This is a genomic window from Streptomyces sp. ME19-01-6, from assembly GCF_033793745.1.
GTDB lineage: Bacteria > Actinomycetota > Actinomycetes > Streptomycetales > Streptomycetaceae > Streptomyces.
Map to the genome: position 1 here is coordinate 465,808 of NZ_JARAXF010000002.1, position 18,040 is coordinate 483,847.

Annotated in this window: 14 protein-coding genes; 9 read left to right on the plus strand and 5 right to left on the minus strand. The window is 65.3% G+C overall.

What is annotated here, in order from left to right:
• The first annotated feature begins 318 nt into the window (after nucleotides 1–318).
• From PV419_RS05815 to PV419_RS05855, 9 genes are all read left to right on the plus strand, one after another.
• On the plus strand, nucleotides 319–2,166 hold the full coding sequence (locus PV419_RS05815) for an ABC transporter ATP-binding protein (protein ID WP_319686574.1): 1,848 nt from the start codon (nucleotides 319–321) through the stop codon (nucleotides 2,164–2,166).
• Nucleotides 2,163–3,956, plus strand: coding sequence for an ABC transporter ATP-binding protein (locus tag PV419_RS05820; RefSeq protein ID WP_319686575.1), 1,794 nt, complete (start codon nucleotides 2,163–2,165; stop codon nucleotides 3,954–3,956). The genes PV419_RS05815 and PV419_RS05820 overlap by 4 nt, the downstream gene beginning before the upstream one ends.
• A 19-nt stretch (nucleotides 3,957–3,975) precedes the next feature.
• Nucleotides 3,976–5,433 carry a condensation domain-containing protein gene (locus PV419_RS05825; RefSeq protein ID WP_319686576.1) on the plus strand — a complete coding sequence of 486 codons (1,458 nt, stop codon included), beginning with the start codon at nucleotides 3,976–3,978 and terminating at the stop codon, nucleotides 5,431–5,433.
• A gap of 26 nt (nucleotides 5,434–5,459) precedes the next feature.
• The gene (locus tag PV419_RS05830) at nucleotides 5,460–6,695 is read left to right on the plus strand and encodes a radical SAM protein (RefSeq protein WP_319686577.1); all 1,236 of its coding nucleotides are present in this window, start codon (nucleotides 5,460–5,462) and stop codon (nucleotides 6,693–6,695) included.
• Nucleotides 6,696–6,760: 65 nt separating this feature from the next.
• Nucleotides 6,761–7,366 carry a hypothetical protein gene (locus tag PV419_RS05835; protein ID WP_319686578.1) on the plus strand — a complete coding sequence of 202 codons (606 nt, stop codon included), beginning with the start codon at nucleotides 6,761–6,763 and terminating at the stop codon, nucleotides 7,364–7,366.
• Nucleotides 7,366–7,866, plus strand: a complete 501-nt coding sequence (locus PV419_RS05840; RefSeq protein WP_319686579.1) for an NUDIX hydrolase — start codon at nucleotides 7,366–7,368, stop codon at nucleotides 7,864–7,866. Before PV419_RS05835 ends, PV419_RS05840 begins: the two co-directional genes overlap by 1 nt.
• Nucleotides 7,866–8,963, plus strand: coding sequence for a hypothetical protein (locus PV419_RS05845; RefSeq protein WP_319686580.1), 1,098 nt, complete (start codon nucleotides 7,866–7,868; stop codon nucleotides 8,961–8,963). Before PV419_RS05840 ends, PV419_RS05845 begins: the two co-directional genes overlap by 1 nt.
• Before the next feature lie 328 nt (nucleotides 8,964–9,291).
• Nucleotides 9,292–10,029, plus strand: a complete 738-nt coding sequence (locus tag PV419_RS05850) for a hypothetical protein (protein ID WP_319686581.1) — start codon at nucleotides 9,292–9,294, stop codon at nucleotides 10,027–10,029.
• Complete coding sequence (locus PV419_RS05855) at nucleotides 10,020–11,141, plus strand: nucleotidyltransferase family protein (RefSeq protein ID WP_319686582.1); 1,122 nt, start codon at nucleotides 10,020–10,022, stop codon at nucleotides 11,139–11,141. The genes PV419_RS05850 and PV419_RS05855 overlap by 10 nt, the downstream gene beginning before the upstream one ends.
• 305 nt (nucleotides 11,142–11,446) lie before the next feature.
• On the opposite strand, the gene PV419_RS05860 is transcribed toward PV419_RS05855, so the two are convergent.
• From PV419_RS05860 to PV419_RS05880, 5 genes are all read right to left on the minus strand, one after another.
• Nucleotides 11,447–12,772, minus strand: coding sequence for an RICIN domain-containing protein (locus PV419_RS05860; protein ID WP_319686583.1), 1,326 nt, complete (start codon nucleotides 12,770–12,772; stop codon nucleotides 11,447–11,449).
• 47 nt (nucleotides 12,773–12,819) lie between these two features.
• Nucleotides 12,820–16,002 (minus strand): hypothetical protein, encoded by a 3,183-nt coding sequence (locus tag PV419_RS05865; protein ID WP_319686584.1) that lies wholly within the window; start codon nucleotides 16,000–16,002, stop codon nucleotides 12,820–12,822.
• The gene (locus tag PV419_RS05870) at nucleotides 15,999–16,541 is read right to left on the minus strand and encodes a hypothetical protein (RefSeq protein ID WP_319686585.1); all 543 of its coding nucleotides are present in this window, start codon (nucleotides 16,539–16,541) and stop codon (nucleotides 15,999–16,001) included. Before PV419_RS05870 ends, PV419_RS05865 begins: the two co-directional genes overlap by 4 nt.
• A complete protein-coding gene (locus tag PV419_RS05875; protein ID WP_415925231.1) occupies nucleotides 16,538–17,398 on the minus strand; it encodes a type VII secretion system-associated protein in 861 nt (286 codons plus the stop codon). Before PV419_RS05875 ends, PV419_RS05870 begins: the two co-directional genes overlap by 4 nt.
• 116 nt (nucleotides 17,399–17,514) lie before the next feature.
• Nucleotides 17,515–17,643 (minus strand): hypothetical protein, encoded by a 129-nt coding sequence (locus PV419_RS05880; RefSeq protein ID WP_319686586.1) that lies wholly within the window; start codon nucleotides 17,641–17,643, stop codon nucleotides 17,515–17,517.
• Nucleotides 17,644–18,040 lie beyond the last annotated feature (397 nt).

Below are 18,040 nucleotides of genomic sequence, written 5' to 3' on the forward strand. Positions count from 1 at the left end.
CTTTCATCTACTGTCAACACCCTTGACAGCACCGAGCGAAATGGGAATTTCCAGGATAAACAGTCACTGATTGATGAGGTTGCGTGAAAGCGTTGACGTCGGGGCTTCCATGTCGCAACAATGCAGCGTTGAAGCGCTTCGACGACTCACCAACCGCGCCTCTTCTACTTCTTCACAACCAGGGGAGCGGCGACGTGACCGAGGTATCGAGCCCTGCATGGCGTGCGGTTCAGATCCTGACTCCTGGCGCCCCGATATGTGCGGTTCTCCCGCCCAGACAGGAGAGCCGGCCGCGCTTCGAAAATCTCGAGGAGAGCTGTGAATGAACGTCGCCAACTCTTAGGCGCGCTGAGAGCCGCGGGTGGGATGCTGATCACTACGCTGGTCCTGGCGCTCTTGGTCGACGCGCTGGTTCCTGCCGCCACAGCACTCACCGTGGCCCATCTGATTGCCGAGGCCGCGGATGCGTCCTCCGGCATGAGTGACGTGGCTCCCGCTCTCGCCATGTTCGCAGTGCTCTTGTTGGCCGGTTACTCGGCAGCGGTCGTGAGTCAGCTCCTCAGCTTCTTGGCACGGGCCAGGATTGACGGTGCTCACCGTTCGGCGATATTACGTCTGATACTCGACACTCCCACCATCGATACCCTGGAAGATCCCCATGTCCAGAGTCTGATCGAGTCCGCACGCGCCGATATTCGGAGCTGGACGGAGCGCACACCGGCTCAGGGCGCACTCGAGCAACTCCGGTTGATCGCCGCAGCTTTGGGGGTCACATCCTCCGTCGCCGTGCTGGCCCAGTATTCCTGGTGGCTGGTACCACTGGTCCTCTTACCTGCGCTGGCGAATACAGTGATAAGAGGTCGACTGGCCCGGGCTTTCACATACCAGTGGCGGGCCCAGTCCCGCCATGGCAGGTACGCCGATGTATGGCAGCAGGCCGTGATCTCTCCTGGCGAGGGAAAGGACCTACGGACGTTCGGCCTCGGAGAGTGGGTGGTCCAGAGAATCCAGGACCACATCCTCAGGATGTTTTCCCCCATCTGGTCGGCGCAGATGCAACTGCTGCGCCGTGAATGGATTCAATTCGTACTGGTCACAGTGCCCTTGGCGGTCGGCCTGCCCCTGGTCGCCCACAGTGCGGCCACTGGAACAACATCCCTTGCGACTGCGGTTTCGGCGCTCACGGCCGCGTGGTCCGTCTACCAGGCGACCCTCATCCTGGATCCGCGCACCATGCAAGGCTCGCTGGCTGCGATGAACGCCTTCAGCGAGCTTCGCGAGGCTCTGGCCGGCAACTCCGGAGACTCCACCACCGATGCCCCTGGCAGCGACGACGTGACGGTTGCTGCCGATGATGGAGCGGGTCCACCACTCGTCCGGTTCGAAAAGCTTTCCTTTATATACCCCGGGACTCAACGGCGAGTGCTGGACAATGTCGACTTCGAGATACGGCCAGGGGAGCTTCTCGCCCTGGTAGGTCTGAACGGTGCGGGAAAGTCCACCGTGATCAAGCTCCTGGCGGGATTGTACGCTCCCACCAGCGGAAGGATCACTGCCGACGGAACCGACATCTCGGCCATGGCGCCGGTGGCATGGAGGCGAACCGTGGCCGTGGTCTTCCAGGACTTCGTCCGCTATCCGCTGTCCCTCCGTGACAACATCACCCTCGGGAGCGACAGGGGCACTGGCGACCAACGCACGCTGGACGAGGTGGCTGCCGAGGCCGGAATCGGTGACATCGTCGACCGACTGCCACTGGGGTGGGATACGCCTTTGGCCCGGTCACGCAGCCGGGGCGTCGACCTGTCCGGCGGACAGTGGCAGCAGGTGGTTCGCGCCCGTGCTCTCTACTCCACCCGAGCTGGGGCTCGACTCCTCGTCCTCGACGAGCCCACCGCGCATCTTGACGTGCAGACCGAACTGGAGGTCTTCGAGGGCCTCGCGCAGCAACGGGGCGCGGTGAGTGTCGTGCTGATCTCTCACCGTCTGTCCACGATCCGGCGGGCCGATCGGATCCTCCTCCTCGACAAAGGTCGAATTGCCGAAGTGGGCACACACGAGGAGCTGATGGAACGGGGCGGCGCCTACGCGGAAATGTTCGCTCTCCAAGCTGAACGCTACCGCCTTGGCTACGAGGATCGCGTCGAAGAGGGTGAGCTGCGATGAGCCGCTACCTGAGGCTCGGTGGTGAACTGCTGCGACTGTCCTGGCGCCGCGTCCCCGGACTGACAGCCGGCCTTCTCGCTCTGTACACGCTGTCAATCGGGGCATTGGCAGCCGTCGCGATGTGTCTGCGTGCCACGGTGGACGCCATCACACACAGCACCGCTGCCGCAGCCGCCACCGCGGCAGTCGGACTTGCCGTGTCCTATGGAGTTTCAGCAGTTCTCAACAGTGCGACCCGCACTCTGCAGATCCTGTGCGTCGAGCGAGTGGGGCTCACAGATTTGCAGACACACATCTATGGCGAGATCGGCGCTCTGGAAGGGCTCGAGCATCTGGAACGCGCCGCCTATCTCGACCGGTTGACGGTGGTCCGCGACTCCGCCTGGGGGCTGATGCACGGCATGTGGACGGGCATCGGCGCCGCGTTCACTGTCGCTCAACTCGCGGTCTCGCTGTCTCTGCTGGGGACCGTCGCACCTGGGTTGCTGACCCTTGTGCTCTTCGCCGCCGCTCCCTTGTGGTTCGACCACAAGGGGAGACGTGCGATCACCGCCGCCGAACTCCGCACCGCGGAACTGTTCCGACTGCAACGCCAACTGTTCGAGATCGTCACACGCGCCAACACCGGGAAAGAAGTGAAAGCTGCCAACTGTGGCAGGGAGTTGGCCGACCGTCAAGCAGCCGTCTGGGACGAATGTGCACGCGTTCGATGGAATGCGCAGGTGACGGCGGCATGCTGGAAGTTGTGCGGATGGGCACTGTTCACCGCCGGCTTCGTCGGTGGGCTGTTGGCCGTGGCTGTGGACGTAACCTCCGGGCACGGCACACCAGGGGATCTCGTCATGGCGGTGACGGTAGCCACCACATTGCAGCGATCTGTCCAAGAGGCCGTCGGCCGCGTCACCGAGGCGGCGGCCACGGGCCGTCTTGTAGAGCCCTTCCTCTGGCTGCGTGACTACGCCGCCGACGCCCGCGTCCAGGACTCCGGTTCCTCGGAGGTTCCGGACCGGATGGTCGACGGCATCTCGTTGGAGCACGTTGCGTTCACCTACCCAGGAACGGATCGACCTGCTCTGGACGGCATCACCGTTCACCTGCCTGCAGGCTCGGTCGTCGCGGTGGTCGGCACGCATGGTTCAGGGAAGAGTACTTTGGCCAAACTTCTCGGCAAGTTCTATCGCTGGGACAGCGGCAGTATCAGGGTTGACGGCGTCGATCTCGCCGGCCTTGAGACGCAGGCATGGCGCTCCCGCTGCAGCGCCGTGTACCAGGACTTCGGGCGATTTCGAGCTCTCTTCTCCGAGACGGTGGGACTCGGCGACGTGCGGCACATGGACGCCCTCGGCCGGATCACCCGAGCAGTGAGAGATGCCGACGCTGAGGACCTGGTCAGCCGACTCCCACAGGGAATGGATACCCAACTGGGCACGGACCTTGGCGGAGTAGACCTCTCCGAGGGGCAGTGGCAGAAGACAGCACTCGCCCGAGCAGCAATGCGTCAGGATCCGCTGCTGCTCATCCTGGATGAACCGACTGCCTCACTCGACGCTCCCAGCGAACACGAGATATTCCAACGCCACATCGCTCATGCCCGAGCCATCGGAGCCAAAACCGGAGCAGTCACAGTGATCGTCTCCCACCGCTTTTCCACAGTCACGGGCGCCGACTTGATACTCGTATTAGATGACGGAAAGCTCATTGAATCCGGAAGCCATGACGATCTCATGGCACGCGGCGGACGCTACGCAGCGCTTTACAGTCTGCAAGCCAATGCGTACGCGTCTCCTTGAAATCAGGCGGGAGTGCACGATGCAGAAAGTAGCCTCACATGCGGTGCCATTCTCCAGATATCCAGCAGGCCACCATGATGTCACCTGGGCGCAGCAGCAAGTTCTTAAAATGATGCATTCGAATGGGCAGGGCCAATTTGCCAGTGGAGCCGCTCGGACCTGGTCCAAATTCGATGAGGCGAAGGGTTTTCCCTCGCTCGCCGACTTCCTCCGTTCGGTCAGTGTTGTCGTGGGCCGGCACGATGCGCTGCGTACGCACTATCTTCCAGGAGGCGAACGAGGCTGGCGCCAGTCAGTCGTAGGTGACGGCTCCCTGCTCGTGGACGAGTACAGCTCCGAAGATGCTGATCTCGACTGGGCCTGCAGTGAGCTCGCGCACATACTGGCCGTTGAACCCTTCGCTCAGGACGATTTGCCACTCAGATGTGCCGCACTGACCGTGGGCGGCCACATCCGATGCTTTGCCATGGCCATTCATCACGCCTCGGCAGACGGTGCAGCTCTGGCGATCGTGTGTGCCGAAATCCGGCACTTTTGCGCAGATGAGTCCGAGCACCTGCCGATCCCGACGCAACCTCGGCAGATCGCTGAATGGGAGATGAGCCCGACACAACAGCGCAATGCACTGCGGGCCGATGTCTATCACAGGGAATGCATGCGGCAGATTCCGGTATGTACAGATGAGGAAAAATTACCGACCAGTGGTCCCCTTTACCGTCAGTGGATACTTGATTCCACAGCGGCGGCGCATTCCGCTCGGGTACTCGCTCACCGCCACGGGGTGAGTATGGCCACTGTCATTCTGAGTGCGTACGGGATCGTAGTCGGCCAGCACCATGGCAGGCGGGTGTTCACGGCTCGTATGCCCGTCTCGAACCGGTATGGTGAATTCCGAGACACTGTCGTCAACTTGTTCCAGACGACACCATTGTCGATTGATCTGACGGCTGACTCGTTCGGCTCTCTCTGCCGACAGGTGGCCGCCTCCTCTGCACTCGTGTACCGCCATGGTCATTATGATCCGGATCGGCTTGAGGCATCTCGCAGGAAAATAGAAGAAGAACGCGGCTCCCGGCTGCACATGCCCTTCAGGGTCAGCATTCAGATCGGCGGCACCGGAAGCGACCGCGACAGCACGAAAGTGGCGCAGCAGGAAAGCGCAGTGAAGCAACCAGAATGGTTGTACCCGCAGGAGGCGGCGGCCTTACGGGCGCGTAGCCGTTATCGTCCTGCGCACGGAAAACCGAGCTGGCCTGACAGCACTCTCAAGTTTGACGTCTGGCGGATTGACGCGGAAGCCTCCATCACACTCGGAACGGACTCGGAATCCTATGACGAGGATGATCTACTGTGTCTTCTCCACGCCTTTGAGGACATATTGATAGCGGCTGCGACCAGTCCCGGAGATGTCGCTGTCCGAGCATTGCAGGGAACGGTGCGCAACGCCGTGTTCCAACGCCCCGTGAATGACCGGTGAAGGCGTAAATAGGCGAGGAGTCTGGAATGCAGATGTCATTCGACGAACTTCTTGAGATCAAGACACGCCTGCTGATAAACGGCGTGAATGCACAGATCAACGTTCCGGGCACATGGAAAGAGCGTACAGAGCATCTATATCAGCATGACAGCGGAGAAGTCCCTGTCTTCTCGTACCCGCAGGAAATCGTCCTCTCTCCGGAAGCCGGAGTCGGTCAGAAAACTGTGGTCAACGTCAGATACCGACGCGCCTCCCCCTGGAAGCTGATCGACCGAGGGGGGCAACCCACCCTCACGGGCCCGTCTATTGGCGAAATACCGGTAGCACTTGCTCCGAGGCCGAATTTTTACTCACGAAAACTCGGTACCGGAGTAGTGGTGTCCCAGGTTGTACAAATGCTGGGACTCGACGCGCTGGGGGTTATCCCCAACAACTATTGCGCTTACTTCGCAGAGCGTGATGAATGCCGGTTCTGCGAGATCGAGCCCAGCTATCGCGAAGTGGGCTCGTATCCCAGCATGCGCAAGTCTGTGGACGTGATCTCAGAAGGGCTCAGAGCGGCACTTGCTGACGACGATGCCAAGCACCTTGTCATCACGGCCGGAAATCTAAAGAAGAACGACCGAACGGCCACCGTTTACGGAGACATTCTGGGCCGCGTGGGATTCGATTCGAGTCGTCCGGTGTACCGATTCGGCAGCCTCATGGCGCCTGAGTCTCATGAACGTATGGAGTACATGCACCGTCAAGGTCTGGACGGAGTGGCATACAATCTGGAGTTTTTCCGGGAAGACCAGTTCACGAAACTTGCCCCGGGTAAAGCAAAATATGGTCGCAAACGCCTGATGGAAGCCCTCGAATACGCTCGTGACACGTTTGGAAATGGCCATGTTTATACCAACCTGGTCTACGGTGTGCAGAGTTGGGAGCACTCAGGGAAGCCCATCGATTTCGGGAAGGAGAACGCAATTTGCCTCGACGCGGTTGAGGCTCTCCTTGACGCCGGAATACTTCCGCTCTTCACGATCTATCACACGACCGGGAAGAACTCGATGGGAAGAATTTCGATCGACGAGGCGGCTGCCATTGATTTTCACCGAGAGTACGGAAGGCTGGTTGCCGCGTCGGGACTGGTCCCATCCAACAGGACGGGGGTTCTCTTCAACGTCTCCACGATTTCCAATCATGTTTACAACGATGCGTTCGCGGCCGCATTCGCCGCGTCGGAACAATCAGGACGCAGCGGCCCACAATCTGGATGATGCTCGCCGCGGTTCGGATTCGCCATCCAGGAGCGCTTCCTGCGCCGGCCGGTCAAGGAGTCTGCATGATGTTCCTCTCCACTGAATTGGTGCTGGTCTCGGCCCTGTCACTCGTCACAGGGGTCGTCAGCAAGACATCTGACTTGTTCAATGACGACGGACTGACATCGTTTCCCAGAGCCAGCGAACTGTCCGGACTGCTCTGGGCGCTGACAGGGGCCCTCTTGATCGCCATCGACCCTGCGGTGGCAGCAGTATGGCTGGCCACTGTTCTTTACTGGTTCCTCCGGCGAAAACTCGACCACTTCAACCATGCGGTCGCAGGGGTGACGATGTGCGCCACGGGGCTTTTTGCAGCGGACCGAGGAAATGTTCATCTCGGCGGTTTCCTCGCTCTGTTCGCATGGCTCACTGCAAGTGGCTATGCCAATACATGGCTGAAGGAAAAATATGCGGCACGGGTGAGACTGCAGAAGTTCTTGCGGTTGCGCCTGCGCTACTACGCAGGCCCCCTGGCTCTGGCAGTCTACTGCGCCGACATTCTGCCGGCAGCGACGATACTCTGCGGAATGCTGGGCACGGAGGCGGTCACCATATTGTGGAGTCGTAAGACATCGCGGTCAGTCATAGACTTTACTGGCACGCCGGCACCGACTTTGGCGCGTGACTGATGGAAGTGACACGGGTCGCAGCCGGGATCATTCGCTCAGGAGATGACATCCTCCTCGTTGAGCAGAAGAGCGATGGCCGACAGTACTGGAGCCTCCCAGGAGGGGTTGTCGAACCCCATGAGACAGCGGTTCAGGGGCTGCTGCGCGAGGTGACCGAAGAAACAGGTATGCGTATTACGGACATCGGGCGGATCGCCCATGTCACAGAGATTCGCTCACAAGATCTGGAATGGGTCGTCATTGCGACAGTATTCGAGGTGGCGCAGTGGCATGCTGACACCGATGCACTATGGAGCTGTGACCCGGCCGGCGAAGTAATCGCGTGCAAGTTCCTCCCGGTTTCTCTGGCTCTGGAGTATCTGTCCGCACTTCCGTGGCCCAGCATGTCGGAACCGATCACTGACCATCTCAATGGCGCAGGGCGTCCCTACTATGCGTACGTGCAGAGTAATGGCCGTCAACAGAGAGCAGGAGAAGACGTGAGCGGAATCATTCGTTGATGGCTGGCGAACTCGTCGCCGCGCGGCGGCTCTCCAACGTAGCTCAGGACATCTTCTTTCAGCGAGGTGGGGTCGCGCTCGGACTGCATCTCGCAGAAATAGCTGCCGCGACTGAGCTACCGATACGTACACCTCGCTACCGACTCATCCCCTTCGATCTGTCTCCTGAAGAATTGGTGGCAGAAGTACAAACCACGGCCAGGAGGTTCGCGTCCGGTATAGCCCTGCGCTACTCGGGGTTACAGGAAGCCTTTTCGGCGCAGAGCCGGAGAGGGGTGAACAGCACGGGCCTGAGATACCAATATGAGGAGGTCCTCTCCGGGAAATTTGATCGCCCCTCAGCGGCTCATCTCCTGGCCAGTGCACCGCAGGGCACTATCGCCCTGATACTGCAGGAGATGATTGTGCTACCCGACTTCATTGGGTTGGTGCATTGCTACGCCCGCAGCTCGGGAACAACGGTGGAGATGCGCCGTCCCCGCGGCGCTCGCCTAGTGAACCAAACAGTCGACGGCGCATATCACGATGAGTCGACTGGCCCAGTGGACTTCTCAGTGCGAGACAGAGAGAACAGCGCGATTGAATCTGTGCTGGTGATCGGTTCTGCCCTTTACGAAACGGTCGGATTCGATCTTGACATCGAGGGGTTCTGGTTGGACGCGCAGCTCGTCGTGATTCAGCTGAGGCCAGTTCCAGACGACTTGCCGATGAACCCTGATGCAACCCTCATCGTAAAGTCTTTGCAGGAACACGCCTGGCACCGGACGAGATTTGTGTGGGGAGATTTCGACACTACCGGGGTATTACTTCCCGCAACCTCGCAGACTTCGTCACAGATTGTGAGCTGGACGGACTCCGATCGCGCCCGAGGTTGGAGTGATTTTCCCATGTCATTCTGGAGGAACGCCCCCGTCATTGTGGATACGGATTCAGGTTTTCACCTCTCGCATGACCAGCGGCTGTTGCCTCCGGCCGGAACTCTGAGAAACGTATTTCGCTATATTTCAGTGGCCGGGGCAGGTGAAGTGGCAGAAATTTGGGGCAAGCGCATCAGATGTGTGAGCGACGGGGAGGTAGGCGTGGTTTGCTTCGGCTGAAGCCAGGTGCGAAAGACGACACCGTAAAGTGGCAGGGAGGGGGGCGCCAGATGTTGTGGGCCGAGGGAGCTTCACAAGAATGCGACCGGGACAACGCTGGCGTTCAAGCTCTGGATCCGGTGGGGTGGGAGTCGGCCCTCGCCTATGAAAGGCTCAGGAACCTTATGGTCAGCGCCCCTGCTCCACGTACTGACACGGCGGCCGGCGGATGAGGGGGCTCACCTTCCTCGGTAGTGGCGCTGGGGCCGGGAAATCTTGTTACTCGGTCGGAGTGCTCAAACTGTGGCGTGACTGGGGCCATACGGTGGAGCCCTTCAAAGCTGTGACCGTGACCGACACTGGTGATCCAAGCTGTGATCACCCGGAACCGTGGAGACATGGGGTGTATCACCACTGTTCGGCAGCGGGTGTCGAATGGGATTGGGTATACAACCCAGTTGCAGTCATCCCGAATCCGAGCGGCGCCACTGGAGAACTCTTCGTCAAGGGGCTTCCGAGGGGATCTGTCTCTCTGCTCGGCAAGGATCATGTCGATTTCGGCGCGATGAGCTCCGAGGCTTTCTCCGCCTGCCGCCAGGCGATATTTGAGGGATTGGAGGTTTTGCGATCCCGGAACACGTACGTGGTTGTTGAGGGGGCCGGCAGTTTGAGCCAACACGCACCTGAAATCGATCTTGCTAATCGGATGCCAGCGCTTCTGGCCAACCTTCCAGTCATTGTGGTCTCAAGTCTCAAACACTTCGGGTCCCTGGTATCGCATGGTCTCAATTTCGACCCGGAGCTATTCACACTTTTCCGTGCGCTGATGGTGAACGGCGTAGATCCAACAAACGCGTTCGAGGTCGACCAGTCGCTGCATCGCTTTCCTGCTGAGGTTCCTACAGGCTGGACCCCGCAGGTCGTATATCCACCATATGACGGAACGGCAACGGCCCGTCAAGTTCGATACAGACTGTGGGCTGACATCATGCGCGAGTACTTGCCGGATGTCTCCGCTCCCCTGGAACTGGGCAGTGCTGTTTCCAGCCCGGAAAACGCGACTGAGAAGAGCGTGGAATGGACATAGATCTCCTTATCGCCCTGAGTGACCCGTGGATGTGCCGAGACGGCGCCGAGCAGTTGCGGAAGGTGCTGCTGAAACGTCGAGGTGACATCGACTGGGATTGGATCACCAACCAGGCCGTTCGGCACCGGACACTGCCGCTGATCGGCTTCAATGTCAAGAAATTTCGACTCTACCGATCCGTCTCTGGTGATGTTGAACTCATACCCAACCATTGGGTATTGACCTGTGTCTTCGAGGGTAACCGCCGACGCAATGAGGAGCTTGGTGCAGAGTTCGGGCGAATCTTAACGGCGTTGAACGAGGCAGGCATTACCTATGCCATCAGGAAAGGGCCATTGCTGTGCGAGCGTCTCTTCCCTGACCCTGGCGCCCGTCGAACCAATGATTTTGACCTGCTGGTAACCCCGAGTGGGGCCCGGGAGGTGTCCACGGTGCTTCTCGAGCAGGGCTACAAGCAAGGACTGCTTGCTGTGGATGGGGAGGTAAGGTCGTACCAGCGCTCCACTCAGGCTTTCTGGGGACTGCACATCAACAACGCTCTTCCTTTCATCAAGGCTACGTCCGTCCCCGGAGTTGAGGCATTCCTCGTCGATCTCTGCCTCTCCGTTCTCCCCGAGCGCGAGCGCCGCGCCGCTGGGTCAGAGGACTTCCTTGCCCGCGCTGTGCCCACAGTTTCCTGTGGCGTGGATGCCTTCGCTCTGAGCCCAGCCGATGAACTCCTCGACCTGTGTCAGCACCTCTACAAGGAGGCTGATTCAAGCTTCTACATCGCGGCAGGGCGAGATATCGCTTTGTCCAAGTTCATCGATGTCGCCAGCGCTGTCAGGCTCGCTGATCAGGACACGCTTGCCACTTTCGTCGAGCGCGCCAGACATTACGAGATGGTGCGCAACGTCTACTACGCCATCGCTCACACGGCAAAGTTCTACCCGGACGTCGTACCTGCGTGGCTCGTGGAGGAGCTTCGCCCCGAGGGTGACTTGTCTTACTTGGACGAATATGGACATATGGAAGGGAGTGTCCACAGTTGGCGATCCGGCATGGTGGAACGGGCCTTTGGTCCTGACCGGTCCTCAGTGGTGGAGGGCGGTGGCGGCATACCCGTCACGTGAATCTGATCCTGTTCGTACGACGGCGGTGATCATCCGGGGCGGCTGCGGATCGGGGATGAGGTGGGCAGGGAGGCGGCTGCCATGCCGAAGGTCCTGCGTGTACAGCTGACAGCCAATCCGCAACACGAGGTGCGTGAGCGTCTACTGGTGTGGGGCTTGAGAAGTCGCCGCTGCACGTCATGCCGCATGTCTGTACTCGCTGATGACGCCCCTGCGGGCGCGTGGCGTGCCCGCGGGGGCGTCGGTGGATCAGAGCCCCTCCTGATGCGTCGTGGTGCGTCGGCGTCAGGGGCGACGCGTGGCCGTCATGACTGGCCCTTGGACATCAGCCGCCACTCGTGGTCGTCCGTGGGAGAGCACGTATAGATGCCCAGACGCGCGTCGTTGCCGCTGAAGTCGGGCTTCTCGCCCCAGACCTCCAGGCACCGCTGATCGCTGGCGTAGTTGTGGATCCAGAACGTCCGGTTGCCGCCCCGGTTCTCGACCCACCACAGTTGGTTGTCCTGGAGTGTGCGGTTGCAGTAGGTCTGGTTGAGCCCGGTCCTGCTCGGCTGGCTGCCGCGGCCGGGCAGGTCCAGGCACAGGCCGCTCTTCCTGTTCTTGATCACGACGAGATTGCGGCCCTGGGGTCCCTTGCCCTTCTGTGCCAGGACGAAGTCCCAGACCTGATTGTCCGCGTCCCAGTCGTTCAGGCAGTCGTGCTGCAGGACCGCGCCGTCGAGCTTGCCCTTGCCCATGCCGGGCAGGTCCGCGCACCGGCCGGTCGTGACGTTCTTGAGCTGGAAGTTCGTACGCTGCTCCGGGGCGAGCAAATAGGGCTTGCTGGCCGGCACCACCTTCTTTGCCCGGGACTTCGGCTGCTCGCTGCTCGGCTCGGGCTCAGGCTCAGGCCGGGACTTCGGCTGCTCGCTGCTCGGCTCGGGCCGGGGCTTGGTCTCCGGTGAAGGGGACTCGCTCTTCTTGGTGGGGGACGGGGCGGGCGACTGGGCGGCGTACCTACCGGGGCCCTTCTCCTCGCTCTTCGGGACCGTCATGCCCGAGGTGGGTTCGGGCGCCGCCTCGGTCTTGTGATCGTCGTCATCGGCTCCGAAGGCCAGGAACGGCAGGGATATCAGCAGCGCGCCCGCGATGGCGGCGGCGGCGAGCAGTGCCTTGGTGGGACGACCCGAGGGGGGCTCGTCCTCCTCGTTGACCCCGGTGTCGGCGCCCGGGGGGTAATCACCCACGGTCGACGTCATGGCATCGGCGGATCCGTGGCCGTCCGCGTGGCCGTCCGCCTCGGCGGGCGGTACGTCCGGGGCCGCCGGAATGTCCGGCGCGCCGACCTCGGACGCCGCCGTGGCCCCGGCGGACGCCGCGGTGGCCTCGGCCGCGCCCGGCGTCACGGACTCAGCGGACTCACCAGCCGACGTGGACTCGTTCGGCGAGACCTTCGGCTGCTCGGCGGTGGCCGCTTCGGCCACGGCGCCTGCGGCGCTCGCCTTGCCGACCGGATCGGTCGCGCCGGTCTCCGTGCTCTCCGTACCCAGCGGTGTCAGCGCGGAGGGATCCGGCGTACCGGCGGTGCCCGGCAAGGTGACGGCGCGGCGCACCACGGGCCCCTTGGGGGGCGTGGGTTCCTGACTCGGCATCATGCTCCTTTATCTGTTCGTGTTATCCATGCGTGGCGGGCGACCGGTCATCGGCCGACGCCGGGCCGAGGTCGGGCGGCGCGATCCCCGCCCTCCCCCAGCGGTCCTTCGCACCTCTCCGGCCATGGGAGGGGCCCCGATGCGACGGGATGGTGGCGCAGCGCCTCGTCCAGCCGGCCGAGGGCGGCGCGGTCGTGGTCATCGAGCCGCGCGTCCTGCGGTACGGCCCCGGCGGCGGACGGGGAGGACGCGGTGGCGGGTACTTCTCGCAGCAGCACCAGTGGTGCGCCGTCGGTCTCGCGGACATCGAGCACCCGTAGCAGCGTCCCGGGAGCGAAGAGGACCTCGTCCCCGCCGGAAGCGGAGCCCGGGCGGCCGGTCAGCTGACGCGTGCGGCGCCCGGTGACCGACCAGATGGCGTACTGCGCGCCGGCAGGGCGCGGCGCCCCGGCCCCCAGCGGCAGCGCACCCACCGGCCCCGGGTCGCGCAGCAGGGTCCCGGGGACCAGCCCGCCGTGCGCCTCGTGGCTACGGCGGCACGCCAGGCCCCGGTACGACGGCAGGCGCCGCAGCGCGGAAGCCACACAGGCGGCGTACGGCAGCAGCCGTTCGTCGCCCGTACGCATGCCGCGCGCGAGCGCGGCATGGCTCAGCCGCGCCGCCGGGGTGTCCGGGGCATCAGGGGCATCGGGGTCGTACGAGGTGTCCAGGTACATGTGGAGCGCGATCAAGTCGACGCGCGCCGTCTCCTGTTCCGCCCCGCGCAGCGCGGGCATCCGGGTGAGGGCGCGGGTGACCGCGGCGCTGTGCCGCTCCCACACCGCGTCTGCGAGCGCCCGGAAGGCGGTCCGCTCGGCCTCCGTACTGACATGCCCCGGCAGGAACGGAACCGGCGGCAACGGCCGGAGGGGCACGGACGGCGTACGAGCGGCCGGGGGCCCGGGGGCCGGGGGCTCGGCAAGCGCCGGTGGCTCCGAGGACTCCGGGCTCGCCTGCGGGGTCCGCGTGGCCGGGGTCGCGGGGGTGTTCTGCGTCGCCTGGGGGGCCTGGCCCTGGGAGGGGCGCGACAGCGGGGTACCCGGTTGGGTGGGCCGACGGGTCAGGGGAGATGCCGACGGAGCACTGCCCCCGTCTCCGGCACCGTCGGACGGGCTCTGCGACCGGAGCAGGTCCAGCATCGCGTCCAGTCCCATCGGGGGCAGCGGCTGGCTCCGCTGGTCCGGCTCCATCGGGGGTGGGGGCGTGCCGCTCCCCGTCCGCAAGGGGCGTCTTGGTGCCGGGGGTTCGGGCCGCTCGGGGTCCCGTGCGCGGCCGGCGCCCGGCGGCCTGCTCGGGCCCGGGCCGCCCGTTCGCGGCCTGGAGGACTCCGGCCCGGGCCGTGCCCCTGCCCCGGATGTGGCGGACGCGGCAGGCTCGCCGGGCGCGGCGGAGGTGTCGCGCGCGGCCGGGGCCGGAGCCGTGCTGACCATCGACGGTCGCGTCGGTGGGAGCACGGGGCGCGGATCCTCGGTGGCTTCCTGCAGCGTGGCTTCCGGGCGCATTGCCAGGGACATCGGATCGCGCTCGTGGTCCGGCTCGGGCTCCGCCTCCGCCTCAGCGCCTGCGGCCGCGTGCTCCAGCTCCGTGATCGGCTGGTCCGCTTCCACCGCCGCGACATCCGTCTTCACCGCGGCAGGGTCCGCCTCCGCGGCCGGGGCGGACTCGGCCGGGGCCGGGCGCCGCGCCTCGGGCCTGGCGGGCGCGAGGCCGGCCCCGAAGCGGAGCGTCCGCAGGCCGTGTTCCGCGGCTGTGCGGCGCAGTTCGCGGCCGCCGTCCGCGCACGTACCGAGCACGAACAGTTTGGCCCGGCCGCACACGTCGGCGCCGAGTCCGCCGAGCAGTTTGGCCAGCACGGGGTACAGCGTCGCGTCGATCGGCTGCCCGGGATGGCCCAGTTCGATCGCCGGTCCTTCGGGGTCCACCGCGCGGGCGGTGGCCGGTGGCGGCTCGCTCTCGGCGTCGGTGATCCACAGGCCCGCCCGGGTGACCGTGACCCGCCACTGTGCGGAGAGGCGTATGGCGCCGTGTTCCGCGCTGCCGCGGCCCGGAACGGGCGGGCTCCAGCGCGACAGGCGGGGGCTCGGGGCGGCCTCGCCCTCGCGCGCCGGGGCGCACACCACGGTGTCCACGAACGGCTGCCAGCGAGGCGCGCCATCGGCGCCGACGAGCACGGACCGCACCGTGCCGGGCTCGGCCGGAATGCCGTAGGACATCAGCGGCATGCCGGTGCGGACGACGAGTTCGACGCCGAGCGAGTCGGCGACCGACTGGCTGGTGCGCAGGATGTCCCGGGGGCCGCCGGGGGCGAGCCGGACGCGGGGCCTGACGGCCTCGGGGAGGGCGGTGAGGAGTTCGGTGAGGTCGCCCGCCGGGACGTCCTCGTCGTGTGGCGCGCCCAGCAGCACGGTGGGGCCGCGCAGGTCGGCCGGTACGGCGTAGCAGAGGTCGTCGGGGTGGGGCGGGATCGCGTCCCGGGACCGGACCAGCACGCCCGCCGGGATCTGCTCGACGGCGTATCCGCCGGAGGTGCCGACCGGCAGGTGCTCGACCGCGGGCTGCCACGCGGGGGCCGGCTGGCGCGAGCCGATCCGCACCGGTTCCGCCCCCGGCGCGAAGCGCCACCATCCGCCGCGCTCGCCAACACCGCGCTCGCCGACCCGGCCCGGGCGCCGCTCCGGTACGAACAGACCGCCGCCGGGCACCACGAGGGCGACGCCATCGGGGGCGATCACCTCGATCTCCCAGGCGTCGGCGATCCGGCGGGCCACGGCGGGCTCGTCCGGCCGGTCGTCGCCCGCGGCCGACAGGACGAGCCGGACCACTCCGACGCCGTCCGAGCGGAGCGAGTCGAGCACCCCGCCGAGCCGCGGCCACAGCTCACGGGCCGACGACGCGTCGGCCCCGGCGACCACCGTCACGGTGTGCCCCGGGTCGGCGGACAGGGCCCGGACCAAGTCAGCGACGTCGGAGGCGGACAGTGTGTCGTCCGCGGGAGAGCGGAGCAGCATGACGCCGTCGTACTCCTCGACGAGCAGCGCCCCGCCACGCCCGTGGCCGCCGCCCTCGGAACGCTCCAGCGTGTCCAGCGTGGTGACGGGCGCGGACGGCGCGGCGTCGGTGGCGGGCCCGGTACGGGCTCGGGCGCCGCGCCCGCTGAACCAGCGCGCTCTGGCGCCCCCGGAACGGCTCACGCCTGTCCTCCTCGTTCTCCTCGTTCTTCGCGGGCACCGGCCGATGTGGCTTCGGCCTGAACCGCTTCCGCCCGTTCGACCCCATCCGTCTGCTCGAACGCCAGCGTGCCGGTCCGGTGGAGGTAGCGCGGCGAGGTGTAGATCGGGACCACCGCCGGGCCGTAGCCGGTGACGGCGAGCTGGATGACGCGGTCCACATCGTCGGTGGGCCCGGGCCTCTCCCGCGCGCCCGGCGATGGCACGCAGTCCTCGTTGGCCTGCCATTCGACGACCTCGCCGTCGTCGTCGGAGCGCCACTGGCCGACCACCGCGAACTCGGGCGGCGCGGGGTCAACCGTGGCGGCAGTGGTGGCCGGGGTGGTGGCCTCGCCGTTGTACTCACTCATCGTGTCCTCGCTTGCTGTCGCACTGTTCTCTTGCTGGGCGAGCGGCCCTGACAACTCGCCCACCGACTCGGCCAGGGTGACCGACCGGCGCACCACAGGACTGGCCGGCGAAGCCTTCCGGCGGCGCTTGGCGGTGTCGTCCGCCTCGGTCAACGGCTCTCGCCCTCGCCGGAGTCCGGCAGCTGTACGTCGGTGACGCGCTTGCTGCGGGGCGCCGCAGTACCGCCCCCCGGTGCGGTGCCCTCGCGGGCCACCGTCGTCGGCCACTCGACCTGGGACTCCTCCGCCCCGGCCTCCTCCGCGGGCGCCTCGGCCGCGGCGGCCATGATGTCCGCCAGACCGTCCGTGGTCATCACCATGCTGACCGGGGCGGAGCTGTTGATGCACAGGCTGTGCCCCTCCGGAAGCCGCTCCAGGAACGCGGGCACCCGCACCCGCTCGAACCCCAGACGTCCGGCCGCGTGCAGATAGCGGGGCGAGGTGTAGAGGGGGACCACCGCCGTGCCGTCCGGCGCCGACGCGCTCACCGGTTCGCCGTTCGCCGTCACCAGCACCGCGACCTCCGCCCTGGCCAGCGCGGCGGTGACATCCTCCGCCGGACCGTAGCCGGTGGTGGCAAGCTGGATGGCGGCGTCCACGTCGTCCTCGGGCTCGGGCCAGCCGAGCGCTTCCGGGGAGGGCTGGTAGCTCTCGTTGTCCTGCCACTCCACGATCTCGCCGTCGTCGTCGGAGCGCCACTGGCCCACCACGGCCCAGTCCGGTGGCGGGCCTTCGCCCTGCCACGCGGGGTCGGTCAGATACAGCCAGTGGTTCGGCGCCAGTTTGGCGGCCTTGACGAACTCCTCCGGCGGCTCCGGAACTTCGGTGTCGTCGGACGCCCCGGGCACCGTGCCGTCGGGGGACGTCCCAGGTGCCGGGGAATCGGCTGCCGGCTCGAACTCCGCGAAATCGGCCGACGGTTCGGCCGATTCGGATGGGGTGATCGCGGCGGAAGCGCCCTTGTCGCTCATGCTGTCCTCGCTTACTGGGCCGACTGGCTCACTGCTGGCAATGCTCGGCATGGTCGATGATGTGGGCGCACCCCTGCGGGGTTGCCCGGTGTGCCCGCTCCGTCCCCCGAGGCGCGTCACGCCCGTCCCACCCGGCTCACCCGCAACTCGCTCACCGGTACGAGCTGGGCCACCTGGGCGGAGGAGCTGAGGAACACCAATTCCCGGTCCTCGGACAAGCCATCGAGGAGATCGGGTACCCGCATGATCACATGCGCGGGCACTCTCCCGTCCACCGGCTGAGGGGTTTACGGGGCGGTGGACGGGGCCGGCGCGTACGGATCGGTGGCCTGTGGCGGCTCGGGCCCGGACACGGCGAAGTACACCCCGACCGCCTGCCGCAGGCCCCGCGAGGGTCGCCGAGTCGTCGACCGTGCCCGCGATGCACACCCCGCCCGGATACAGCGCGTCGCGGAGAGCGGCCACCAGCATCAGGCACCTCTGTACCGACATCGAGCCCGCCGGAATGGTCGCCGTCAGACGGTTCGCCGCTCCTTCCAGCCGGCGACGGGTCAGCACCGGGCAGGCCATGGCGAGGGTGACCAGGCTGGTGCCGGCCGTACGGTCCGGCGTCGGCTTGTTCTGCGGGGGCGTCACCACGAT